Origin of the sequence: Lentibacter sp. (genome assembly GCF_965657785.1) — a bacterium.
Classification (GTDB): Bacteria; Pseudomonadota; Alphaproteobacteria; order Rhodobacterales; family Rhodobacteraceae; genus Lentibacter.
Genome location: NZ_CBFHPP010000015.1, coordinates 1 through 15,127, shown reverse-complemented (window position 1 = coordinate 15,127; position 15,127 = coordinate 1). Strand labels below are relative to the sequence as shown.

19 protein-coding genes and 1 riboswitch are annotated in these 15,127 nt (G+C 58.8%); of the genes, 12 read left to right on the top strand and 7 right to left on the bottom strand.

Annotation, left to right across the window (positions count from 1 at the left end; genetic code table 11):
* Window positions 1-17: 17 nt before the first annotated feature.
* The 4 genes from ACTF58_RS09800 (at window position 18) to gcvP (ending at window position 5,198) form a co-directional block, all read left to right on the top strand.
* Entirely contained in the window at window positions 18-470 is a 453-nt protein-coding gene (locus ACTF58_RS09800) for an RrF2 family transcriptional regulator (protein WP_438991794.1), read from the top strand.
* Window positions 471-521: 51 nt separating this feature from the next.
* Window positions 522-608, top strand: a riboswitch (glycine riboswitch).
* Between the two features lie 150 nt (window positions 609-758).
* On the top strand, window positions 759-1,874 hold the full coding sequence (gene gcvT / locus ACTF58_RS09795) for a glycine cleavage system aminomethyltransferase GcvT (protein ID WP_438991793.1): 1,116 nt from the start codon (window positions 759-761) through the stop codon (window positions 1,872-1,874).
* A 36-nt stretch (window positions 1,875-1,910) separates the two neighbouring features.
* Window positions 1,911-2,270 (top strand): glycine cleavage system protein GcvH, encoded by a 360-nt coding sequence (gene gcvH / locus ACTF58_RS09790; protein WP_438991792.1) that lies wholly within the window; start codon window positions 1,911-1,913, stop codon window positions 2,268-2,270.
* 78 nt (window positions 2,271-2,348) lie between these two features.
* Window positions 2,349-5,198, top strand: coding sequence for an aminomethyl-transferring glycine dehydrogenase (gene gcvP, locus ACTF58_RS09785; protein ID WP_438991791.1), 2,850 nt, complete (start codon window positions 2,349-2,351; stop codon window positions 5,196-5,198).
* Window positions 5,199-5,322: 124 nt separating this feature from the next.
* On the opposite strand, the gene ACTF58_RS09780 is transcribed toward gcvP, so the two are convergent.
* The gene (locus tag ACTF58_RS09780; RefSeq protein WP_438991790.1) at window positions 5,323-7,836 is read right to left on the bottom strand and encodes an ABC transporter permease; all 2,514 of its coding nucleotides are present in this window, start codon (window positions 7,834-7,836) and stop codon (window positions 5,323-5,325) included.
* Entirely contained in the window at window positions 7,833-8,519 is a 687-nt protein-coding gene (locus tag ACTF58_RS09775; RefSeq protein ID WP_438991789.1) for an ABC transporter ATP-binding protein, read from the bottom strand. Before ACTF58_RS09775 ends, ACTF58_RS09780 begins: the two co-directional genes overlap by 4 nt.
* Between ACTF58_RS09775 and ACTF58_RS09770 the strand changes: the two genes are divergently transcribed.
* Window positions 8,518-9,210, top strand: coding sequence for an arylesterase (locus ACTF58_RS09770; RefSeq protein WP_438991788.1), 693 nt, complete (start codon window positions 8,518-8,520; stop codon window positions 9,208-9,210). The two genes, ACTF58_RS09775 and ACTF58_RS09770, sit on opposite strands and share 2 nt — an antisense overlap.
* A gap of 6 nt (window positions 9,211-9,216) precedes the next feature.
* Here the strand turns inward: ACTF58_RS09770 and ACTF58_RS09765 are convergent, their stop codons facing one another.
* Complete coding sequence (locus ACTF58_RS09765; protein WP_438991787.1) at window positions 9,217-9,420, bottom strand: hypothetical protein; 204 nt, start codon at window positions 9,418-9,420, stop codon at window positions 9,217-9,219.
* A gap of 177 nt (window positions 9,421-9,597) precedes the next feature.
* On the opposite strand from ACTF58_RS09765, the gene ACTF58_RS09760 reads away from it, so the two are divergent.
* Window positions 9,598-9,996 carry an acyl-CoA thioesterase gene (locus ACTF58_RS09760; protein WP_438991786.1) on the top strand — a complete coding sequence of 133 codons (399 nt, stop codon included), beginning with the start codon at window positions 9,598-9,600 and terminating at the stop codon, window positions 9,994-9,996.
* A gap of 5 nt (window positions 9,997-10,001) precedes the next feature.
* Here the strand turns inward: ACTF58_RS09760 and ACTF58_RS09755 are convergent, their stop codons facing one another.
* Window positions 10,002-10,349: a RidA family protein gene (locus ACTF58_RS09755; protein WP_438991785.1), complete on the bottom strand. Its 348-nt coding sequence runs from the start codon at window positions 10,347-10,349 to the stop codon at window positions 10,002-10,004.
* 138 nt (window positions 10,350-10,487) lie between these two features.
* On the opposite strand from ACTF58_RS09755, the gene ACTF58_RS09750 reads away from it, so the two are divergent.
* Window positions 10,488-10,733, top strand: coding sequence for a hypothetical protein (locus ACTF58_RS09750; RefSeq protein WP_438991784.1), 246 nt, complete (start codon window positions 10,488-10,490; stop codon window positions 10,731-10,733).
* Window positions 10,734-10,799: 66 nt separating this feature from the next.
* On the opposite strand, the gene ACTF58_RS09745 is transcribed toward ACTF58_RS09750, so the two are convergent.
* Window positions 10,800-11,006 (bottom strand): cold-shock protein, encoded by a 207-nt coding sequence (locus ACTF58_RS09745; RefSeq protein ID WP_089889551.1) that lies wholly within the window; start codon window positions 11,004-11,006, stop codon window positions 10,800-10,802.
* Between the two features lie 354 nt (window positions 11,007-11,360).
* Between ACTF58_RS09745 and ACTF58_RS09740 the strand changes: the two genes are divergently transcribed.
* The gene (locus tag ACTF58_RS09740) at window positions 11,361-11,780 is read left to right on the top strand and encodes a thioredoxin family protein (RefSeq protein WP_438991783.1); all 420 of its coding nucleotides are present in this window, start codon (window positions 11,361-11,363) and stop codon (window positions 11,778-11,780) included.
* Between the two features lie 340 nt (window positions 11,781-12,120).
* Here ACTF58_RS09740 and ACTF58_RS09735 read toward each other — a convergent pair whose 3' ends face one another.
* Both ACTF58_RS09735 and ACTF58_RS09730 read right to left on the bottom strand, forming a co-directional pair.
* Window positions 12,121-12,471: a hypothetical protein gene (locus ACTF58_RS09735; protein WP_438991782.1), complete on the bottom strand. Its 351-nt coding sequence runs from the start codon at window positions 12,469-12,471 to the stop codon at window positions 12,121-12,123.
* Window positions 12,468-13,118 (bottom strand): hypothetical protein, encoded by a 651-nt coding sequence (locus ACTF58_RS09730; RefSeq protein ID WP_438991781.1) that lies wholly within the window; start codon window positions 13,116-13,118, stop codon window positions 12,468-12,470. Before ACTF58_RS09730 ends, ACTF58_RS09735 begins: the two co-directional genes overlap by 4 nt.
* A gap of 96 nt (window positions 13,119-13,214) precedes the next feature.
* Between ACTF58_RS09730 and flgB the strand changes: the two genes are divergently transcribed.
* The 4 genes from flgB to ACTF58_RS09710 all read left to right on the top strand — a co-directional run.
* Window positions 13,215-13,601 carry a flagellar basal body rod protein FlgB gene (flgB, locus tag ACTF58_RS09725; RefSeq protein WP_438991780.1) on the top strand — a complete coding sequence of 129 codons (387 nt, stop codon included), beginning with the start codon at window positions 13,215-13,217 and terminating at the stop codon, window positions 13,599-13,601.
* The gene (gene flgC / locus ACTF58_RS09720; RefSeq protein ID WP_282057605.1) at window positions 13,602-14,018 is read left to right on the top strand and encodes a flagellar basal body rod protein FlgC; all 417 of its coding nucleotides are present in this window, start codon (window positions 13,602-13,604) and stop codon (window positions 14,016-14,018) included.
* A 14-nt stretch (window positions 14,019-14,032) separates the two neighbouring features.
* Window positions 14,033-14,734: a flagellar hook assembly protein FlgD gene (locus ACTF58_RS09715; protein WP_438991779.1), complete on the top strand. Its 702-nt coding sequence runs from the start codon at window positions 14,033-14,035 to the stop codon at window positions 14,732-14,734.
* Window positions 14,735-14,791: 57 nt separating this feature from the next.
* A partial coding sequence (locus tag ACTF58_RS09710; protein ID WP_438991778.1) for a flagellar hook-basal body complex protein occupies window positions 14,792-15,127 on the top strand: 336 nt, incomplete at its 3' end.

The window sequence follows — 15,127 nt, the reverse complement described above, 5'->3', positions numbered from 1 at the left end:
GCCTCTGGAGGGCCAAAATGCGCATCACCAAACGGACCAACATCGCCATCCGCATTCTCATGTTTTGCGCTGTCAATCCGGGCAGACTTGTCACCAAAACCGATATCGCGGGGCCTTGCAACGCCTCGGAAAACCACTTGGCCCAAGTGATCAACCGCCTTGGGCAACGCGGCTTTTTGCACACCCAGCGGGGCCGCAACGGCGGCCTAAAGCTGGCGCGCGCGCCTGAAGAGATTGTCATCGGGGAGGTATTTCGCGAGTTTGAAAGCGAAGTGCCGCTGGCGGAGTGTTTTGCCGATCTGGACAATTCCTGCCCGCTGAAGGAGGCGTGCCGTTTGCGACTTGCCATTCGCGACGCGGCAGAAGCCTTTTACGGGCATCTTGACGGGATCACGCTGGATGCGCTTGTGTGTGACAACGCGCCGCTTGAAGCCATCCTTGGCACGTTCCGCTGCGAGCACGCTGCATAAGCGACGTATTTTCACGCTTGCGAGACATGAAGCTGTATTCTATCGTATGCAAACAACCCCACGGGAGAACTGACGTCAGTCAGTGCCGAAGGAGCAACCGCCCCGGAAACTCTCAGGCCACAGGACCGCGGGATTGACCAAAAATCTGGAGAGAGGCGCGCAGGCGTCCGCCGAAGGGATAGCGATCTCAGGCAAAAGGACAGAGAGGGGCATCAAGGGCGCGCTGCGATGGCGCGCTGGTATGATGCCTGCGACTGCACAAGTTTGGCGGGTTTGAAGGGAAAGCCTATGGCCGAACTATGGCAAACGCCGCTTTATGATATGCACCTTGAGCTGGGGGCCAAGATGGTCCCGTTTGCGGGCTATGATATGCCTGTGCAATATCCGCTCGGTGTGATGAAGGAGCATTTGCACTGCCGCGCGGCGGCGGGGCTTTTTGATGTGAGCCATATGGGGCAGGTTATCCTGCGTGGCGCTGGCGCGGCTGCGGGGCTGGAAGGGCTCATTCCGCAGGATGTGATCGGGCTGGAGGAGGGCCGCCAGCGCTACGGGTTTTTCACCAATGAGGCAGGCGGGATCGAAGACGATCTGATGTTTGCCAATCGCGGTGATCATCTGTTTCTTGTGGTCAATGCGGGTTGCAAAGAGGCGGATGTCGCGCGGTTGCGCGGCGCGCTCACGCCAGATGTCACGGTCGAATATATTGAGGATCGCGCATTGCTCGCGTTGCAAGGGCCAGCGGCAGAAGCCGTCTTGGCGGCGCTTGCCCCCGAGGTTGCGGATATGCGCTTTATGGATGTGCGCACGGTCTCTTTGAACGGGGTCGAGTGCTGGATTTCGCGCTCCGGCTATACGGGCGAGGACGGCTATGAGATTTCGGTTCCCGAAGCGGCGGCCGTTGATCTGGCGGGGGTTTTGCTGGCGGATGAACGGGTTGCGCCGATCGGGCTTGGGGCGCGCGACAGCCTGCGCCTTGAGGCGGGTCTTTGCCTGTATGGGCATGATATTGACGCGGCCACCAGTCCCGTGGAAGCGGCGCTGACGTGGGGTATCCAGAAGCTGCGCCGCGCGGGTGGTGCGCGGGCTGGCGGTTTTGCCGGAGCCGATGTGATCCTTGGGCAGATGGCCGCGGGGGCTGCGCAGAAGCGTGTGGGCCTCTTGCCAGACGGGCGGGCGCCGATGCGCGAGGGCACCGAGATTTTTGCCAGCGCCGAGGGCGGCGCGGCGATTGGCCATGTCACCTCGGGGGCCTTTGGGCCGACGCTGCAAGCGCCGATGGCGATGGGCTATGTGCCAACAGAGCTGAGTGCGATTGGCACGCAACTATTTGGGGAGGTGCGTGGCAAGCGCCTGCCTGTGACGGTGGCGAAGCTGCCTTTCACCCCCGCAAATTTCAAACGCTAAGACAGAACAACGCGAAGATAGAACAAGGAGACAAACATGAAATTTACTGAAGAACACGAATGGCTGCGCGAAGAAGACGGATTGATCGTCGTTGGCATCACAGAGCACGCCAGCGAGCAGCTCGGCGATGTGGTCTTTATCGACCTGCCCGAAGAGGGCACGGAAGTGACCAAAGACGAGGAAATCTGTGTGATCGAGAGTGTTAAGGCTGCCTCTGACATCCTTGCGCCGCTGGATGGCGAGATTGTGGAAGTGAACTCCATGCTGATTGATGAGCCAAGCAAGGTCAACGACGACCCGCTGGGAGATGCGTGGTTCTTCAAGATGAAGCCGTCTGATCTCGGCCCGATGGAGGACTATATGGACGAAGCCGCCTATAAAAAATTCGTCGGCTGAGCCTGTCGCGCCGTGGGGAGCCTGCGGCGCGGATATTTGTAGAAAGAAAAAGCAGGGCTTTGCCCCTTGGAGGATGTTATGCCGTTCACCCCGACCGAGTATTTGCCGTATGATTTTGCCAATCGCCGCCATATCGGGCCGAGCCCTGCCGAGATGGACGATATGTTCAGGGTTCTGGGGGTGGCGAGCCTTGAGGCGCTGATTGACGAGACGGTGCCCAAGAGCATCCGGCAGGCCAAGCCGCTAGACTTTGGCAAGCCCTTGTCAGAGCGCGAAATGCTCTACCGGATGCGCCTGACGGCGGGCAAGAACAAAGTGCTGCGCTCGCTCATCGGGCAGGGCTATCACGGCACGGTGACGCCGCCTGCAATCCAGCGAAACATCCTTGAAAACCCTGCGTGGTATACGGCCTATACGCCCTATCAGCCCGAGATAAGCCAAGGCCGTCTTGAGGCGCTTCTGAACTTCCAGACCATGGTGACGGACCTTACGGGGCTGGATGTGGCCAATGCTTCGCTTCTGGACGAAGCAACCGCTTGTGCTGAGGCGATGACCATGGCGCAGCGTGTGGCGAAATCAAAGGCGAAGGCGTTCTTTGTTGATCGGGACTGCCATCCGCAGAACATTTCTGTGGTCAAGACCCGCGCGGAGCCGCTCGGGATTGAAGTGATTGTTGGCAATCCTGACAAGATGGACGCCAGTGCCGTCTTTGGTGCGTTGTTCCAATATCCGGGCACTTATGGCCATGTGCGCGACTTCACGGGCCATATTGCAGCGCTCCATGAGCATAAGGCGATTGGTATTGTGGCGGCGGATCCGCTGTCGCTCACCCTGCTGAAAGAGCCGGGCGCGATGGGTGCCGATATTGCTGTGGGCAACACGCAGCGATTTGGCGTGCCGATGGGATATGGCGGGCCGCACGCGGCCTATATGGCCTGTAAGGACGCCTATAAGAGGGCTTTGCCAGGGCGGATTGTGGGCGTCTCGGTGGACAGTCATGGCAACCGCGCCTATCGCCTGAGCCTGCAAACCCGCGAGCAGCACATCCGCCGCGAAAAGGCGACGAGCAATGTCTGCACCGCGCAGGCTTTGCTGGCTGTGATGGCCTCGATGTATGCGGTCTTCCACGGCCCTGAGGGGCTGAAGGCGATTGCGCAGCGTATTCACCGCAAGACTGTGAGGCTTGCCAAGGGGCTTGAGGCGGCGGGTTTTAAAGTCGATCCTGCGAGCTTTTTTGACACCATCACCGTGGATGTGGGGCCGCTTCAGGCGGCTGTTATGAAATCGGCTGTGGACGAGGGCGTGAACCTGCGCGCGGTCGGCGAGCGCCGTGTCGGTATTGCGCTGGATGAGGCGACGCGGCCTGAAACCGTTGAAGCGGTCTGGCGCGCCTTCGGGATCGAGCGCAAGGACAATGAGTTTGTGCCAGAATACCGCGTGCCTGAGGATATGCACCGCGAAAGCGCATATTTGCAGCACCCTATCTTTCACATGAACCGCGCCGAGACCGAGATGATGCGATATATGCGGCGCTTGTCGGACCGCGATCTGGCGCTCGATCGCGCCATGATCCCGCTTGGGTCTTGCACCATGAAGCTCAATTCGGCGGCAGAAATGATGCCTGTGAGCTGGCGCGAGTTTTCGATGATCCATCCGTTTGCGCCAAAGGATCAAGCGCTGGGCTATGCCGAAATGCTGGACGATCTGAGCGCCAAGCTGTGTGACATCACAGGCTATGACGGAATGTCGATGCAACCGAACTCTGGCGCGCAGGGCGAATATGCGGGGCTTCTGACGATTGCGCAATATCACGCCGCCCAAGGGCAGGGGCACCGCGATGTGTGCCTTATTCCGATGAGCGCACATGGCACGAACCCTGCCAGCGCGCAGATGGTGGGGTGGAAAGTTGTTGTGATCAAGTCGGCCGAAAACGGCGATATTGATCTTGAGGATTTCCGCGCCAAGGCCGAGGCGCATAAGGACAATCTGGCGGGCTGCATGATCACTTACCCTTCCACACATGGGGTGTTTGAAGAGACGGTGCAGGAGGTCTGTGAGATCACCCATAGCCTTGGCGGGCAGGTCTATATTGACGGGGCCAACCTCAACGCGATGGTGGGGCTGTCCAAGCCCGGTGATCTTGGCGGCGATGTGAGCCATCTCAACTTGCACAAGACCTTCTGCATTCCACATGGCGGCGGCGGCCCGGGAATGGGGCCGATCGGAGTGAAGGCGCATCTTGTGCCGCATCTTCCAGGGCATCCCGAGACAGGCGGCAGCGCGGGGCCCGTGAGCGGCGCGCCTTATGGCTCGCCCTCGATCTTGCCGATCTCATGGGCCTATGTGCTCATGATGGGCGGTGAGGGGCTGACGCAGGCGACGCGGGTGGCGATCCTCAATGCGAATTACATCGCCAAGCGGCTCGAAGGGGCGTTTGATGTGCTTTATAAGGGCCGTCAGGGGCGGGTGGCGCATGAATGTATCATTGACACGCGCCCTTATGCGGAAAGCGCGGGCATCACTGTGGACGATATTGCCAAGCGCTTGATGGACAACGGCTTTCACGCGCCGACAATGTCTTGGCCTGTGGCTGGCACCCTGATGATCGAGCCGACGGAGTCCGAGACCAAGGCCGAGCTTGACCGTTTTTGTGATGCGATGCTCTCGATCCGTGAGGAGATCCGCGAGATTGAAGAGGGCAAGATGGACCCGGACAACAACCCGCTCAAGAACGCGCCACATACGATGGAAGACCTCGTGCGGGAGTGGGACAGACCCTACACCCGTGAGCAGGCGTGCTTCCCGAAGGGGGCGTTTCGGGTCGACAAATACTGGCCACCTGTGAACCGTGTCGACAATGCCTATGGCGACCGGCATCTTGTTTGCACCTGCCCACCGCTTGAGGACTATGCCGAAGCGGCGGAGTAGACGGCGAGATTGCGCTTTGGCTTTGCCAAAGTGCGGTGGCGAGGGGGCTTTGCCCCCTCGCGCTCCCCCAGGATATTTTTAGAAAGAAAAAGGCGGGTGTCTTTGAGCGCCTTTTGGTCTGTTCCTAGCCCTCGCCGCGCAGCATTTGGGCAGGTTTTGCCCTTAGGGCGCGTAGGGAAAACCCGATATTGGCCAGTAGGTTGGCGGCGATGCCGCAGGCGAGGATTGTGAGGGCCGAGGGCCATATCACGGCGAAATCGCTGTCAAAGACGAAGTGATTGACCGCCCAGGCGCCCGCGAGGCCAGCGGCCAGCGCCACGACGGCTGCGGCGGCCCCGAGAAGGGCTGCGCGCAGCAGGAAAGAGCGCAGGATTTGGGCGCGGGTTGCGCCGAGAGATTTGAGGATTGCCGCCTCGCGGCTGCGCGCGGGCGCGCCTGTTCCTGCCGCTCCGATGAGGACGACAAAACCTGCGAGGATGGCCGCCGCAGCCCCCCAGCGTGTCGCGCCCGCGAGTGCGCCGAGCACCTCCGAGACGCGTGCGATGGCCTCGCCCACGGGCACGCCTGTGATATTGGGATAGGCGCGCGACATATCGCGCAGGATCGCAGCTTCGGCCTCGGGCGCGGCATAGACTGTGGCGATAAAGCTGTGCGGCGCGCCTGCGACGGCGCCGGGGTTAAGCGCCATGACAAAGCCTATGCCTGCGGTTGAGAAATCAACATCGCGCAGGCTGGTGATTGGGGCCTCAATGGGGCGGCCCAGGATATTGAGCGTGAGCACATCGCCGATCTTGAGGCCGATTTCTTCGGCTTCTTCGGCGGCAAAGCTGATTTGGGGCGGACCATTTGCGCCGAGCGGCCAATGCGTGCCCTCTATGATGCTCCAGTTTTCGGGGAGCGCGTCGTAATAGGTGATGCCGCGATCGCCCTCGACGACCCAGTGCCCAGCGGCGACCTCTGTGGCGGGGATGCCATTAATTTTGGAGAGGATGCCGCGCAGCATGGGGGCGGTTTCGATCCGGCTGACGGCGGGGTTGTCGCGCAGTTGGGCTTCAAACGGGCCGATCTGGTCTTTTTGGACATCGATGAAGAAAAATGACGGCGCGATTTCGGGGAGATCGCCTGTGATGGCGCGGCGCAGGTTGCCATCAATCTGGCCGACGGTGGAGAGCACGGCGAGGCCGAGGCCGAGGGAGAGCACGGTTGTGAGCGCATCCGAACGGGCACCGCCGATAGAGGCGAGCGCCAGCCGACGCATCGGGTGTTTGGCCAGAGGACGCAGGCGGCGGGCGAGGGCGCGCAGGCCATGAGCGGCCAGCCCCAAAACGGCCAGTGCGGCGGCGAGGCCGAAGCTTGTGTAGAGCGTGAGCGTGGCGCTGCCCGAAAACCAGACGGCGGCCCCGATGAGGGCGAGAGCGAGGCTGATCAGCGTGATCAGGTAGGGCCAGCGGGGCAGCCCAGCTGAGCTTGCTTCACTGTCCCGAAACAATGTGGCGGCGCGTATGTTTTCGCTGCGCGCTAGGGGCCATATCGTAAAGATCGCGGCTGTGAGCGTGCCGTAGAGTGCGGCTTCGACGAGCGGCTCCGGGGCAAAGCTGAAACTGGCAGGCACGGGCAAGAGCGTGCTGAGCCATGGGCCGAGGACGAGCGGGCCGACCCCACCAAGAAGGAGGCCAAGGCTGATGCCGAGCAGGGCCATTACGGCGATTTGGACGCCGTAGCTTGTCAGGATCGTGGTGCGCGAGGCCCCGATGCTGCGCAGGGTGGCGATGACGCGGGTTTTGCGCGCGAGGTAGGCGCCGACGGCGATCGAGACGCCAATGCCGCCCATGGCGAGGCCCGAAAAGCCGACGAGCACGAGAAAGGCGGCCAACCGCTCGATAAAGGCGGAGGCTTGCGGGGCTGCGTTGCGCGCATCTGTCCAGCGGATGCCGCTGTCGGGCAGGGCGGCGCGCAGGTCGGCTTCCGCCGCGTCAAGGTCTGTGCCTGCGGGGAGATCAAGCCGGTAGGAGCTGTCAAAGAGCGTGCCTGAAGAGAGCAGGCCAGAGCCCTCAAGAGCGCTGCGGTAGAGCAGCGTGCGGGGGCCGAGGGCGAAGCCTGCGGCGACGCTGTCTGGCTCATGGGTGAGGGCGGCACGCAGCGTAAAGCTGGCTTCGCCGAGCGAGAAGCTTTGCCCGACCTCAAGACCGAGGCGGGCGATGAGCTGTGGGTCCATGACGGCGCCATAGATGCCATTTTGCGCCTTCAGGGCTTCGGCCAAGGGCATAGGGGGCGCGAGCGTGACAGCGCCAGCAAGAGGGTAGGCGCTATCAACGGCTTTGACTTGAGTGAGCACGCGCAGATCGCCCACAGCGGCGAGGGAGCGGAAATCGGCGATTTCGGAGAGCCGTGTGGCGCGAGCCTCAAGGGCGGCGCGCTCTGTTGGGCTGGCGAAGCGGTAGGTCAGCGAGACCTGTGCATCGCCCCCCAAGAGCACGGCCCCGTTTTCGGACAGGCCACGCTCCAGCGCTTCGCGGATTGTGCCTATGGCCGCAATGGCGGCAACCCCGAGGGCGAGGCAAATCAGGAAAACATAGAAGCCGCGTGCGCCACCGCGCAGTTCGGCGCGGGCAAGGCGAAGCGATGTGGAGAGGTTCATGCGGCGGCCTCTTCGGCCATGAGTGCGCCGCCAGAGAGGCGGATGACGCGGGCGCAGCGCTCGGCCAAGGCGGTATCATGGGTGACGAGGATCAGGGTTGTGCCAGCCGCGGCGCAGAGGTCAAAGATAAGATCGGCCACGGCAGCGCCTGTGACGCTGTCCAGATTGCCTGTGGGTTCGTCGGCCAGAAGGAGCTTGGGCTTGGGGGCCAGAGCGCGGGCAAGGGCGACGCGCTGTTGCTCACCGCCCGACAGCTGAGCGGGAAAGTGACCTGCGCGGGCCTCAAGCCCGACCGCGGCGAGACCCGCGTGGGCCTGACCCTGCGGGTCAGATGCGCCAGCAAGCTCAAGCGGGAGGGCGACATTTTCCAGCGCGGTGAGAGTTGGAATAAGGTGGAAAGACTGAAAGACAATCCCCATATGAGCGAGACGGAACTTTGCCAAAGCGTCTTCGTCCATCTGGCCGAGGTCTTCACCGAGCGCCGTAACCTGACCGCTTGTGGCACGTTCAAGGCCGCCCATGAGCATCAGGAGCGAGGATTTGCCCGAGCCTGACGGGCCCGTGAGCGCGAGTGTCTCTGACGGGTTTACGGCGAGGCTGATGCCCGACAGAATGGTGACGGGGCCTGCGTTGCCTGAAAGAGAAAGACCAGCTTGGGAAAGCTGCAATATTGGAGACGTCATGAGAAATAACCTGTTGCGAGACTTGCCTTTTTCATATGGGGCCGCGCGGGCGATGCGCAAGGCGGCAATGGCGTTTGCGCTGATTTGTCTGGGCGCGAATGCGTCTTTTGCAGGGTCTTTGCGCATTCTGGCCTTTGGAGACAGTCTCACGCAGGGCTACGGGCTTATGGAGGCTGACGGGTTTGTGCCGCAGCTTCAGGGCTGGCTTGATGCGCGCAGCGCGGGGGTGACTGTTGTCAATGGCGGGGTGTCGGGGGACACAACGGCAGGGGGTGCGGCGCGGATCGCGTGGAGCCTCAGCCCTGATATCAAGGCGGTCATGGTCACCTTGGGGGGCAATGATATGCTGCGGGGGCTGGCCCCGAGCGAGGCCAAAGCAAATCTGGCGAAGATCATTGAGGCGGTGCAAGCTGCTGATTTGCCTATACTTTTGGTCGGGATGCAAGCACCAAGCAACTATGGCGCGGAGTATAAAGCAGAGTTTGAGGGGCTTTATGCAGAGCTGGCAGAGGCCTATGGCACGCTCTATGAGCCACAGTTTTTGGGCGCTTTGGGCGCGACGCCTGCTGAGGCTTTGGTCTGGATGCAGAGCGACGCAATACATCCCAACGAAGCGGGGGTTTTGAAAATTGTCGAGGCGCTCGGGCCGCGTGTGCTTGAGCTTGCCGGGGCGGCCGCGCCTCGCGAGTGAGGGCGCTTAGCGCAGGCTGAGACGGCTTGGGAGCGCGAAATGCTTGAGCGCTTGAAGGGCGATCAGGGCAACCGTGAACAGCGTGGGAACCAAGGCGCAGGTCAAATAGAGCAAAACCGCTGTCAAAGCGCCGAGACCGAGGGCGAAATATGCAAAGAGCGATGCGATCAGCCCGATGAAACTTCCACAGATGAGGGCGATGATGAGCATCTTGTAACCTTTGTGTTAACCGTAAAAGCGGTTCTGACGGGGCAAAGCGGCGAGAATGTGGCGGCACTTGGGAAAAGCGCAGGCACGATCCTTGGAGACTCTGCCCCAATGATACTATGGCCCAATGATTACCAAGCGGTTAAGCTTGGGCTCTAAAGCCGTGAAAGGGACAGTATAATGACTAAAATTGAACCCAAGGGCGACCTGACATTGCGCACGCTGGCGATGCCTGCGGATGTGAATGTGAACGGCGATATTTTCGGCGGTTGGGTTTTGTCACAGATGGATATTGCGAGCGGGATTGTTGCGGCGGAGCGCGCGGCAGGGCGCGTGACGACTGTGGCTGTGGATGCGATGAAGTTTATCAGCCCTGTGCAAGTCGGGGATGTGCTCTGTGTCTATGCCTGGATCGAGCGTGTGGGCAATACCTCGATGGCGATCGGGCTTGAGGCTTGGGCGCTGCGGCGGCACAAGGGGCTGCGCGAAAAAGTCACCGAGGGGCTTTTTACCTATGTCGCGATTGACGAGACAGGACGCCCGCGGCCTGTGCCTGAAACAGGCAGGGCCACGGGCTAAGGCGTTTATTTTACTGCCGTAATAAGGAATTCGACTTTGTAGTCGGGCGTCGCCAGCTTGGCCTCGCCACAGGCGCGCGCGGGCGTATGGCCTTGAGGCACCCACGCATCCCAGATGGCGTTCATGGCGGCGAAATCTGCCATATCGGCAAGCCAGATCGTGCATTGCAGGATCTTGGTTTTGTCAGAGCCGACTTCGGCCAGAAGGCTGTCGATCTGGGCAAGGCAATCTTTGGTTTGCTGGGTGACATCGGCCTCGGGGCTGCCGACTTGGCCTGCGAGATAGATCATATCGCCATATGTGACGATCTGGCTCATGCGGGCGTTGCTGTGGTGACGGGTGATTTCGGCCATAGGGTGTTCCTTTTCAATGACTTGGTGACCCTAAAAGAGGCGGCGTGAGATGGGAAGAGGCTGCGGGCTTTCCCCCTGTAAATTTGAGACATGAGGCGCTAGGCTTGGGGCCTGTTGTAACGAGGACCTGGGGGTAATATGTTTGAATTCCTGAAGAATATCGCAAGCAAAGCGGGCGGAAAGCCAGAGACACAGCGCGCGTGTGTGGCGCGGGCCTTGGACGAGATCAATGCTGTTTTGGCGGAGTTGGATGTGAAGCCGAAGCTGAGCTTTGACCCTGCGACAGGGGCGCTTGAACTGGAGCTGCCCGAGCAGATGCCAGACGAACGCTTGGCGCTACCTGCGCCAGAGGTGGAGCTCGGTGAAGACAAAGAAGCGGCGTAACTCAAGGCCTTAAACGCAAAAGGCGCACCCCGAGGGATGCGCCTTTATGTGATCTATAAGAACAGCTTACATCAATTCGATGTTTGACGCTGCTTCGCGGCCGTCGCGGCCTGCTTCGATGTCGAAGCTAACTTTTTGGTTGTCGGCGAGACCTGTGAGGCCTGCGCGCTCAACGGCTGAGATGTGAACGAACACGTCTTTTGAGCCGCCATCGGGAGCGATAAAGCCGAAGCCTTTGGTTGAGTTGAACCATTTTACTGTGCCAGTAGCCATCAGTGTTTTCCTTAAGTAATGTTGCCCGCGAAAGTGCAGCAACCCGGCTTATCACGTCGTCGTCGTCTAGAACTGTGAGCCGTTGGTCGGAAAACAGGGGTCGAGTAGAAGATCGTAGCAAGCGCTATATGGCATTGATCGGGATTCGTTACAAGAGGGGCAGCGCGCGGTCGGGTTAACGGGCAAAACCCTGCCCAAAACGGGGGGGGTGAAAAGCGTGCACATCCCGTGCACCGGGCGTGCACCGGCTGAATCGATGTTCTGTTAAGACAAAATTAGGTAATGCAGCGTGCGGTGGTCTTGTTTGGGCAGTGGTTCTTTATATATTGAAATCAGAATATGAAGGAGGCCAAGATGGCTGGAAAGAAACTGACCTGCCTTGATTGCGCACAGGTGAACCGTGTGCCTCAGGAGCGGATGATGGAGGCCAAATGTGGCACCTGCGGCGCGAAGCTCATGTCGACCAAGGCGGTCGAGATTGACTTTAAGACGCTGCAAAAGGCGGCGAAGAACGACGAGCTTCCGCTTGTTGTGGACTTCTGGGCGCCGTGGTGCGGGCCGTGCAAAATGATGGGCCCCGAGTTTAACAAAGCGGCCGATGTGCTCGCGGGCAAGGCGCGGCTTGTGAAGCTCAACACGGAAGACGAGCCGAAGGCGGGGCAGGTCTATGGGATACGCGGTATCCCGACGATGGTGCGCTTTGAAGGCGGGAAGGAACGCAAGCGGCAGAGCGGGGCGATGCGCGCAGGGGAGATTGTGGGCTGGGTAGGGTGAGGTTGCTCGTTGGGGGATGGTGGGTTTGCACCCACCCTACGCTTGCTGTTGTGCTTTAAGCCGAGAGGGGGCGCGAACGGATGATTGCAAGCAATACACCCTGTCTCGCACTGTTCACCAAATAGCGAACTGTTTGGTGACTAAAACACCCTGCCTCGCGCTGGCTACAAACAAGAAAACGCAGCCGCTTAGCGGCTGAATTTTTTTGTGTTTGAGCCTCTTAGGCTCCAGATCATCCGCCCCAAGGCGGAGCTTTTGTCTTTTTCCTCTCATGAAATGAAACGCGAGCGGATCAGCTGGCAGACCCGCATGGCACGCGACACATCAAAGCAGGCCCAGGTTACATTGAAAAATTTGTTGTTTCGCATTTTGAGGCGCTGAGGTTGGCCATTTGCTGGACCCTCACCAAACTGTGCTCAATATCAACTTCAAAGCGCAGTGTGTCGGCTTCCGCTATGATGACGTTGCCTGTGACCGAGGTGATGGGCAGCCTGCTGTCGCCGATGGGTTGTGACAGTTGGATGTCAGCGCCGACTTTTGCTTTGTTGATGATGAGTTCAAACGGGCCAATCAGCGTATTTGAGCACAGGAATGTTTTGTGCTCAAACCGTGTGAAGGCGCCGCTCCCCAAAAAAGTTAGGAGCCCGGCAAACGCCAGTGCGCCGATGGCTCCATATACCCATTTAATCATTCTTTATCCTGCTTATCTGAGACGGCCTCGTCTTTAGGCGGGGCCTCTTTGGTGTCCTGATTGTCTTCGGCAGTGGCTTTTTTGGTCTTGCTTTCAGCCGCTGATGTCTTCTTGGTCTTGGTTTCTTTCTCGGTTTCAGGCGCACCTTTGGTGACGATCTCTGCTTTATTGGCCTTCACCAGTTTCTGTGCGTCCTCTGCATTTACTTCAACCACGAAATCCTTAAAGAAACGCATACCGTTGACGACTGTTTCCTCTAATATCTTGACGGTCTCCCAAGCTTGATCTGCGGCGGTATTGGCCACATCTTTTGCGTCTGTTTGATCTTCTGGGGCTGTTTTTGCCGCAAAGTTAAGTTTGGCGCGTGCTGGCTCCAATGTTTCAAGATAATCTGCCACCTGTGGAACGGCATCAGAGCCAAGGCTCAACAAGCGCTGTCGGATAAGCCAGGTTTGAGCCGCCAATGATCCGAGCCGCGCTGTCTCGTCTTTTTCGTTTGTCAAGTTCGAGCGGAGCGTTTCCAGAGCCTGATCGAGACTTTCCGACTTTACCGACTTTAAGAATTTCAGCCTGAGACGCTTCATTTGTGCGGACAGGGCCGGGAGGCCTGAGCCCGACACGTGAGGCGATTGCGAATTTTTTGACATCTTTTTATCTCGTGTTGGTTGGTTTGGCATTCAACTTGCAAATATCGCTCCAAGATTGGTGATTTTACCAAGAAAGTTTAATGAAGCGAGATACAGATGGACGGTATCAGACAACATTTTGGAATTCATGACGATGCTCTGGCGCTTCGTTCAAAGCGTAATAATATATTAGCGTCAAACATTGCCAATGCGGCCACGCCTCATTTTAAGGCCCGTGATGTTGATTTTGAAGCAACCTTAGCAAAAGCCATGCCTGATGGCCCGCTCGCGACAACCAACGCGCGCCATGTGTCTCGCAGCTCAAACCTGAATGCGGATCGGTTGCAATATCGGGATCCGGTCAATCCATCTCTGGATGGGAACACCGTCGAGCTTGCTGTTGAGCAGATGCAGTTTTCTGAAAACGTTGTGCGATACCAAACCTCGCTCACCTTCCTGAACCGCAAGGTTTCGGGGCTTTTGTCTGCGATTAAGGGGGAATAAATGTCAGGTATTGAAAACATTTTTGACGTCGCAAGTCGGGCGATGTCGTCGCAGATGACCAGGCTCAACACGGTTGCAAGTAATATTGCCAACGCCCGCAGCGTCGCGGGCAGTCGTGAAGAAGCCTATCAGGCCATCAAGCCTTTGTTTGAAACCGAATATGCCAACAAAGTGCAAGAAAACGGAATATCGACTGTCAATGTGCGCGGTATCGTGACTGCTGACCGTGAGCCCAGCAAAATCTATCAACCTGATCACCCCAAGGCGGATGAGGAAGGCTTTGTGTGGGGCGCCGCTGTCGATGTGGAAGAAGAAATGGTGGAGATGCTGGAAGCGTCGCGCCAATACCAAAACAATCTGGAAGTCGTGTCGACCTTGCGCTCATTGATGATGCGCACGGTCAACATGGGCCGCTAAGCAAAGGAAAAATCATGTCAACTGTAGACTCAACGGGCGCAGCGGCGCAGCAAGCCATTTTTGACAAATTGGGGATCAACACCCAGAAGTCGGCGACAGAACGGGCAAGCGGCGACAAGCTTGGCCAAGATGATTTTTTGCAACTCATGACCGCGCAGCTGCAAAATCAAGATCCGTTCGCTCCGATGGAGAACGGTGACTTTATTGCGCAGATGGCGCAGTTCTCCACGGTTTCTGGGATTGAGGAAATCAACACAAACCTGAAAGCGCTGTCAGGCGAGATGCAACAAACGCGGATCGCGACAGCCTCCACACTGCTGGGCCACTCGGTGCTTGTGCCAGGTGCGATCGCGCGGCCGGATGACAATGGTGAAATCCACGGGGTTTTCGAGCTGCCACAGGCGGCAAGTGCGTCTCGCGTGTCATTTAGCGATGCCTCAACTGGCGAGCTGCTTCACAGTGAAGATCTGGGGCCACAGGGCACAGGCCTTGCAGGGTTCAGTTGGACAAATATCCCGACCGAGCTGCGAGAGGGCAATCGGAAAATCAAAGTCGATATTGCGGCCAATACGGGCAAAGGCATGGAGACAATGGGTCCGTCAATTTACGCGCGGGTGCTTTCAGCTTCGTCCTATGGCGATGTTTCTGACAGCCCGATGCTGGATGTCGAAGATTATGGCACGATTGATGCAGGTTCGGTGAGCCGCATCCGCTAAGGCGCAAAATACTTGAGGGCTGAGTTATGCCCAAAACACGATAGGAGAGGGTAACATATGTCATTTTACACAGCATTGACTGGCCTTAACGGCGCGCAGGCCGATATTTCGGCAACATCCAACAACATTGCCAACGTTGGGACAACGGGCTTTAAGCGAAGTCGCGCTGAATTTGGCGATATCTTCGCAACCTCGCCTTTGCAGAATGCCTCCTCTTCAATCGGTTCGGGCACGATCCTCAAAGGGATCAAGCAACAGTTCACGCAGGGCAATATTGCCTCCTCGCTCAACGCGCTTGACCTTGCCATTTCGGGGCAGGGCTTTTTTGCTTTGAAGCCGTCTCTGACCTCTACTCAAACGGTCTACACCCGCAACGGCTCGTTTAACGTGGAT

Coding starts and splice junctions, on each gene's coding strand:
- ACTF58_RS09800 (WP_438991794.1), top strand. CDS start 18: ATGCGCATCACCAAACGGACCAACATCGCCATCCGCATTCTCATGTTT.
- gcvT (WP_438991793.1), top strand. CDS start 759: ATGGCCGAACTATGGCAAACGCCGCTTTATGATATGCACCTTGAGCTG.
- gcvH (WP_438991792.1), top strand. CDS start 1,911: ATGAAATTTACTGAAGAACACGAATGGCTGCGCGAAGAAGACGGATTG.
- gcvP (WP_438991791.1), top strand. CDS start 2,349: ATGCCGTTCACCCCGACCGAGTATTTGCCGTATGATTTTGCCAATCGC.
- ACTF58_RS09780 (WP_438991790.1), bottom strand. CDS start 7,836: ATGAACCTCTCCACATCGCTTCGCCTTGCCCGCGCCGAACTGCGCGGT.
- ACTF58_RS09770 (WP_438991788.1), top strand. CDS start 8,518: ATGAGAAATAACCTGTTGCGAGACTTGCCTTTTTCATATGGGGCCGCG.
- ACTF58_RS09775 (WP_438991789.1), bottom strand. CDS start 8,519: ATGACGTCTCCAATATTGCAGCTTTCCCAAGCTGGTCTTTCTCTTTCA.
- ACTF58_RS09765 (WP_438991787.1), bottom strand. CDS start 9,420: ATGCTCATCATCGCCCTCATCTGTGGAAGTTTCATCGGGCTGATCGCA.
- ACTF58_RS09760 (WP_438991786.1), top strand. CDS start 9,598: ATGACTAAAATTGAACCCAAGGGCGACCTGACATTGCGCACGCTGGCG.
- ACTF58_RS09755 (WP_438991785.1), bottom strand. CDS start 10,349: ATGGCCGAAATCACCCGTCACCACAGCAACGCCCGCATGAGCCAGATC.
- ACTF58_RS09750 (WP_438991784.1), top strand. CDS start 10,488: ATGTTTGAATTCCTGAAGAATATCGCAAGCAAAGCGGGCGGAAAGCCA.
- ACTF58_RS09745 (WP_089889551.1), bottom strand. CDS start 11,006: ATGGCTACTGGCACAGTAAAATGGTTCAACTCAACCAAAGGCTTCGGC.
- ACTF58_RS09740 (WP_438991783.1), top strand. CDS start 11,361: ATGGCTGGAAAGAAACTGACCTGCCTTGATTGCGCACAGGTGAACCGT.
- ACTF58_RS09735 (WP_438991782.1), bottom strand. CDS start 12,471: ATGATTAAATGGGTATATGGAGCCATCGGCGCACTGGCGTTTGCCGGG.
- ACTF58_RS09730 (WP_438991781.1), bottom strand. CDS start 13,118: ATGTCAAAAAATTCGCAATCGCCTCACGTGTCGGGCTCAGGCCTCCCG.
- flgB (WP_438991780.1), top strand. CDS start 13,215: ATGGACGGTATCAGACAACATTTTGGAATTCATGACGATGCTCTGGCG.
- flgC (WP_282057605.1), top strand. CDS start 13,602: ATGTCAGGTATTGAAAACATTTTTGACGTCGCAAGTCGGGCGATGTCG.
- ACTF58_RS09715 (WP_438991779.1), top strand. CDS start 14,033: ATGTCAACTGTAGACTCAACGGGCGCAGCGGCGCAGCAAGCCATTTTT.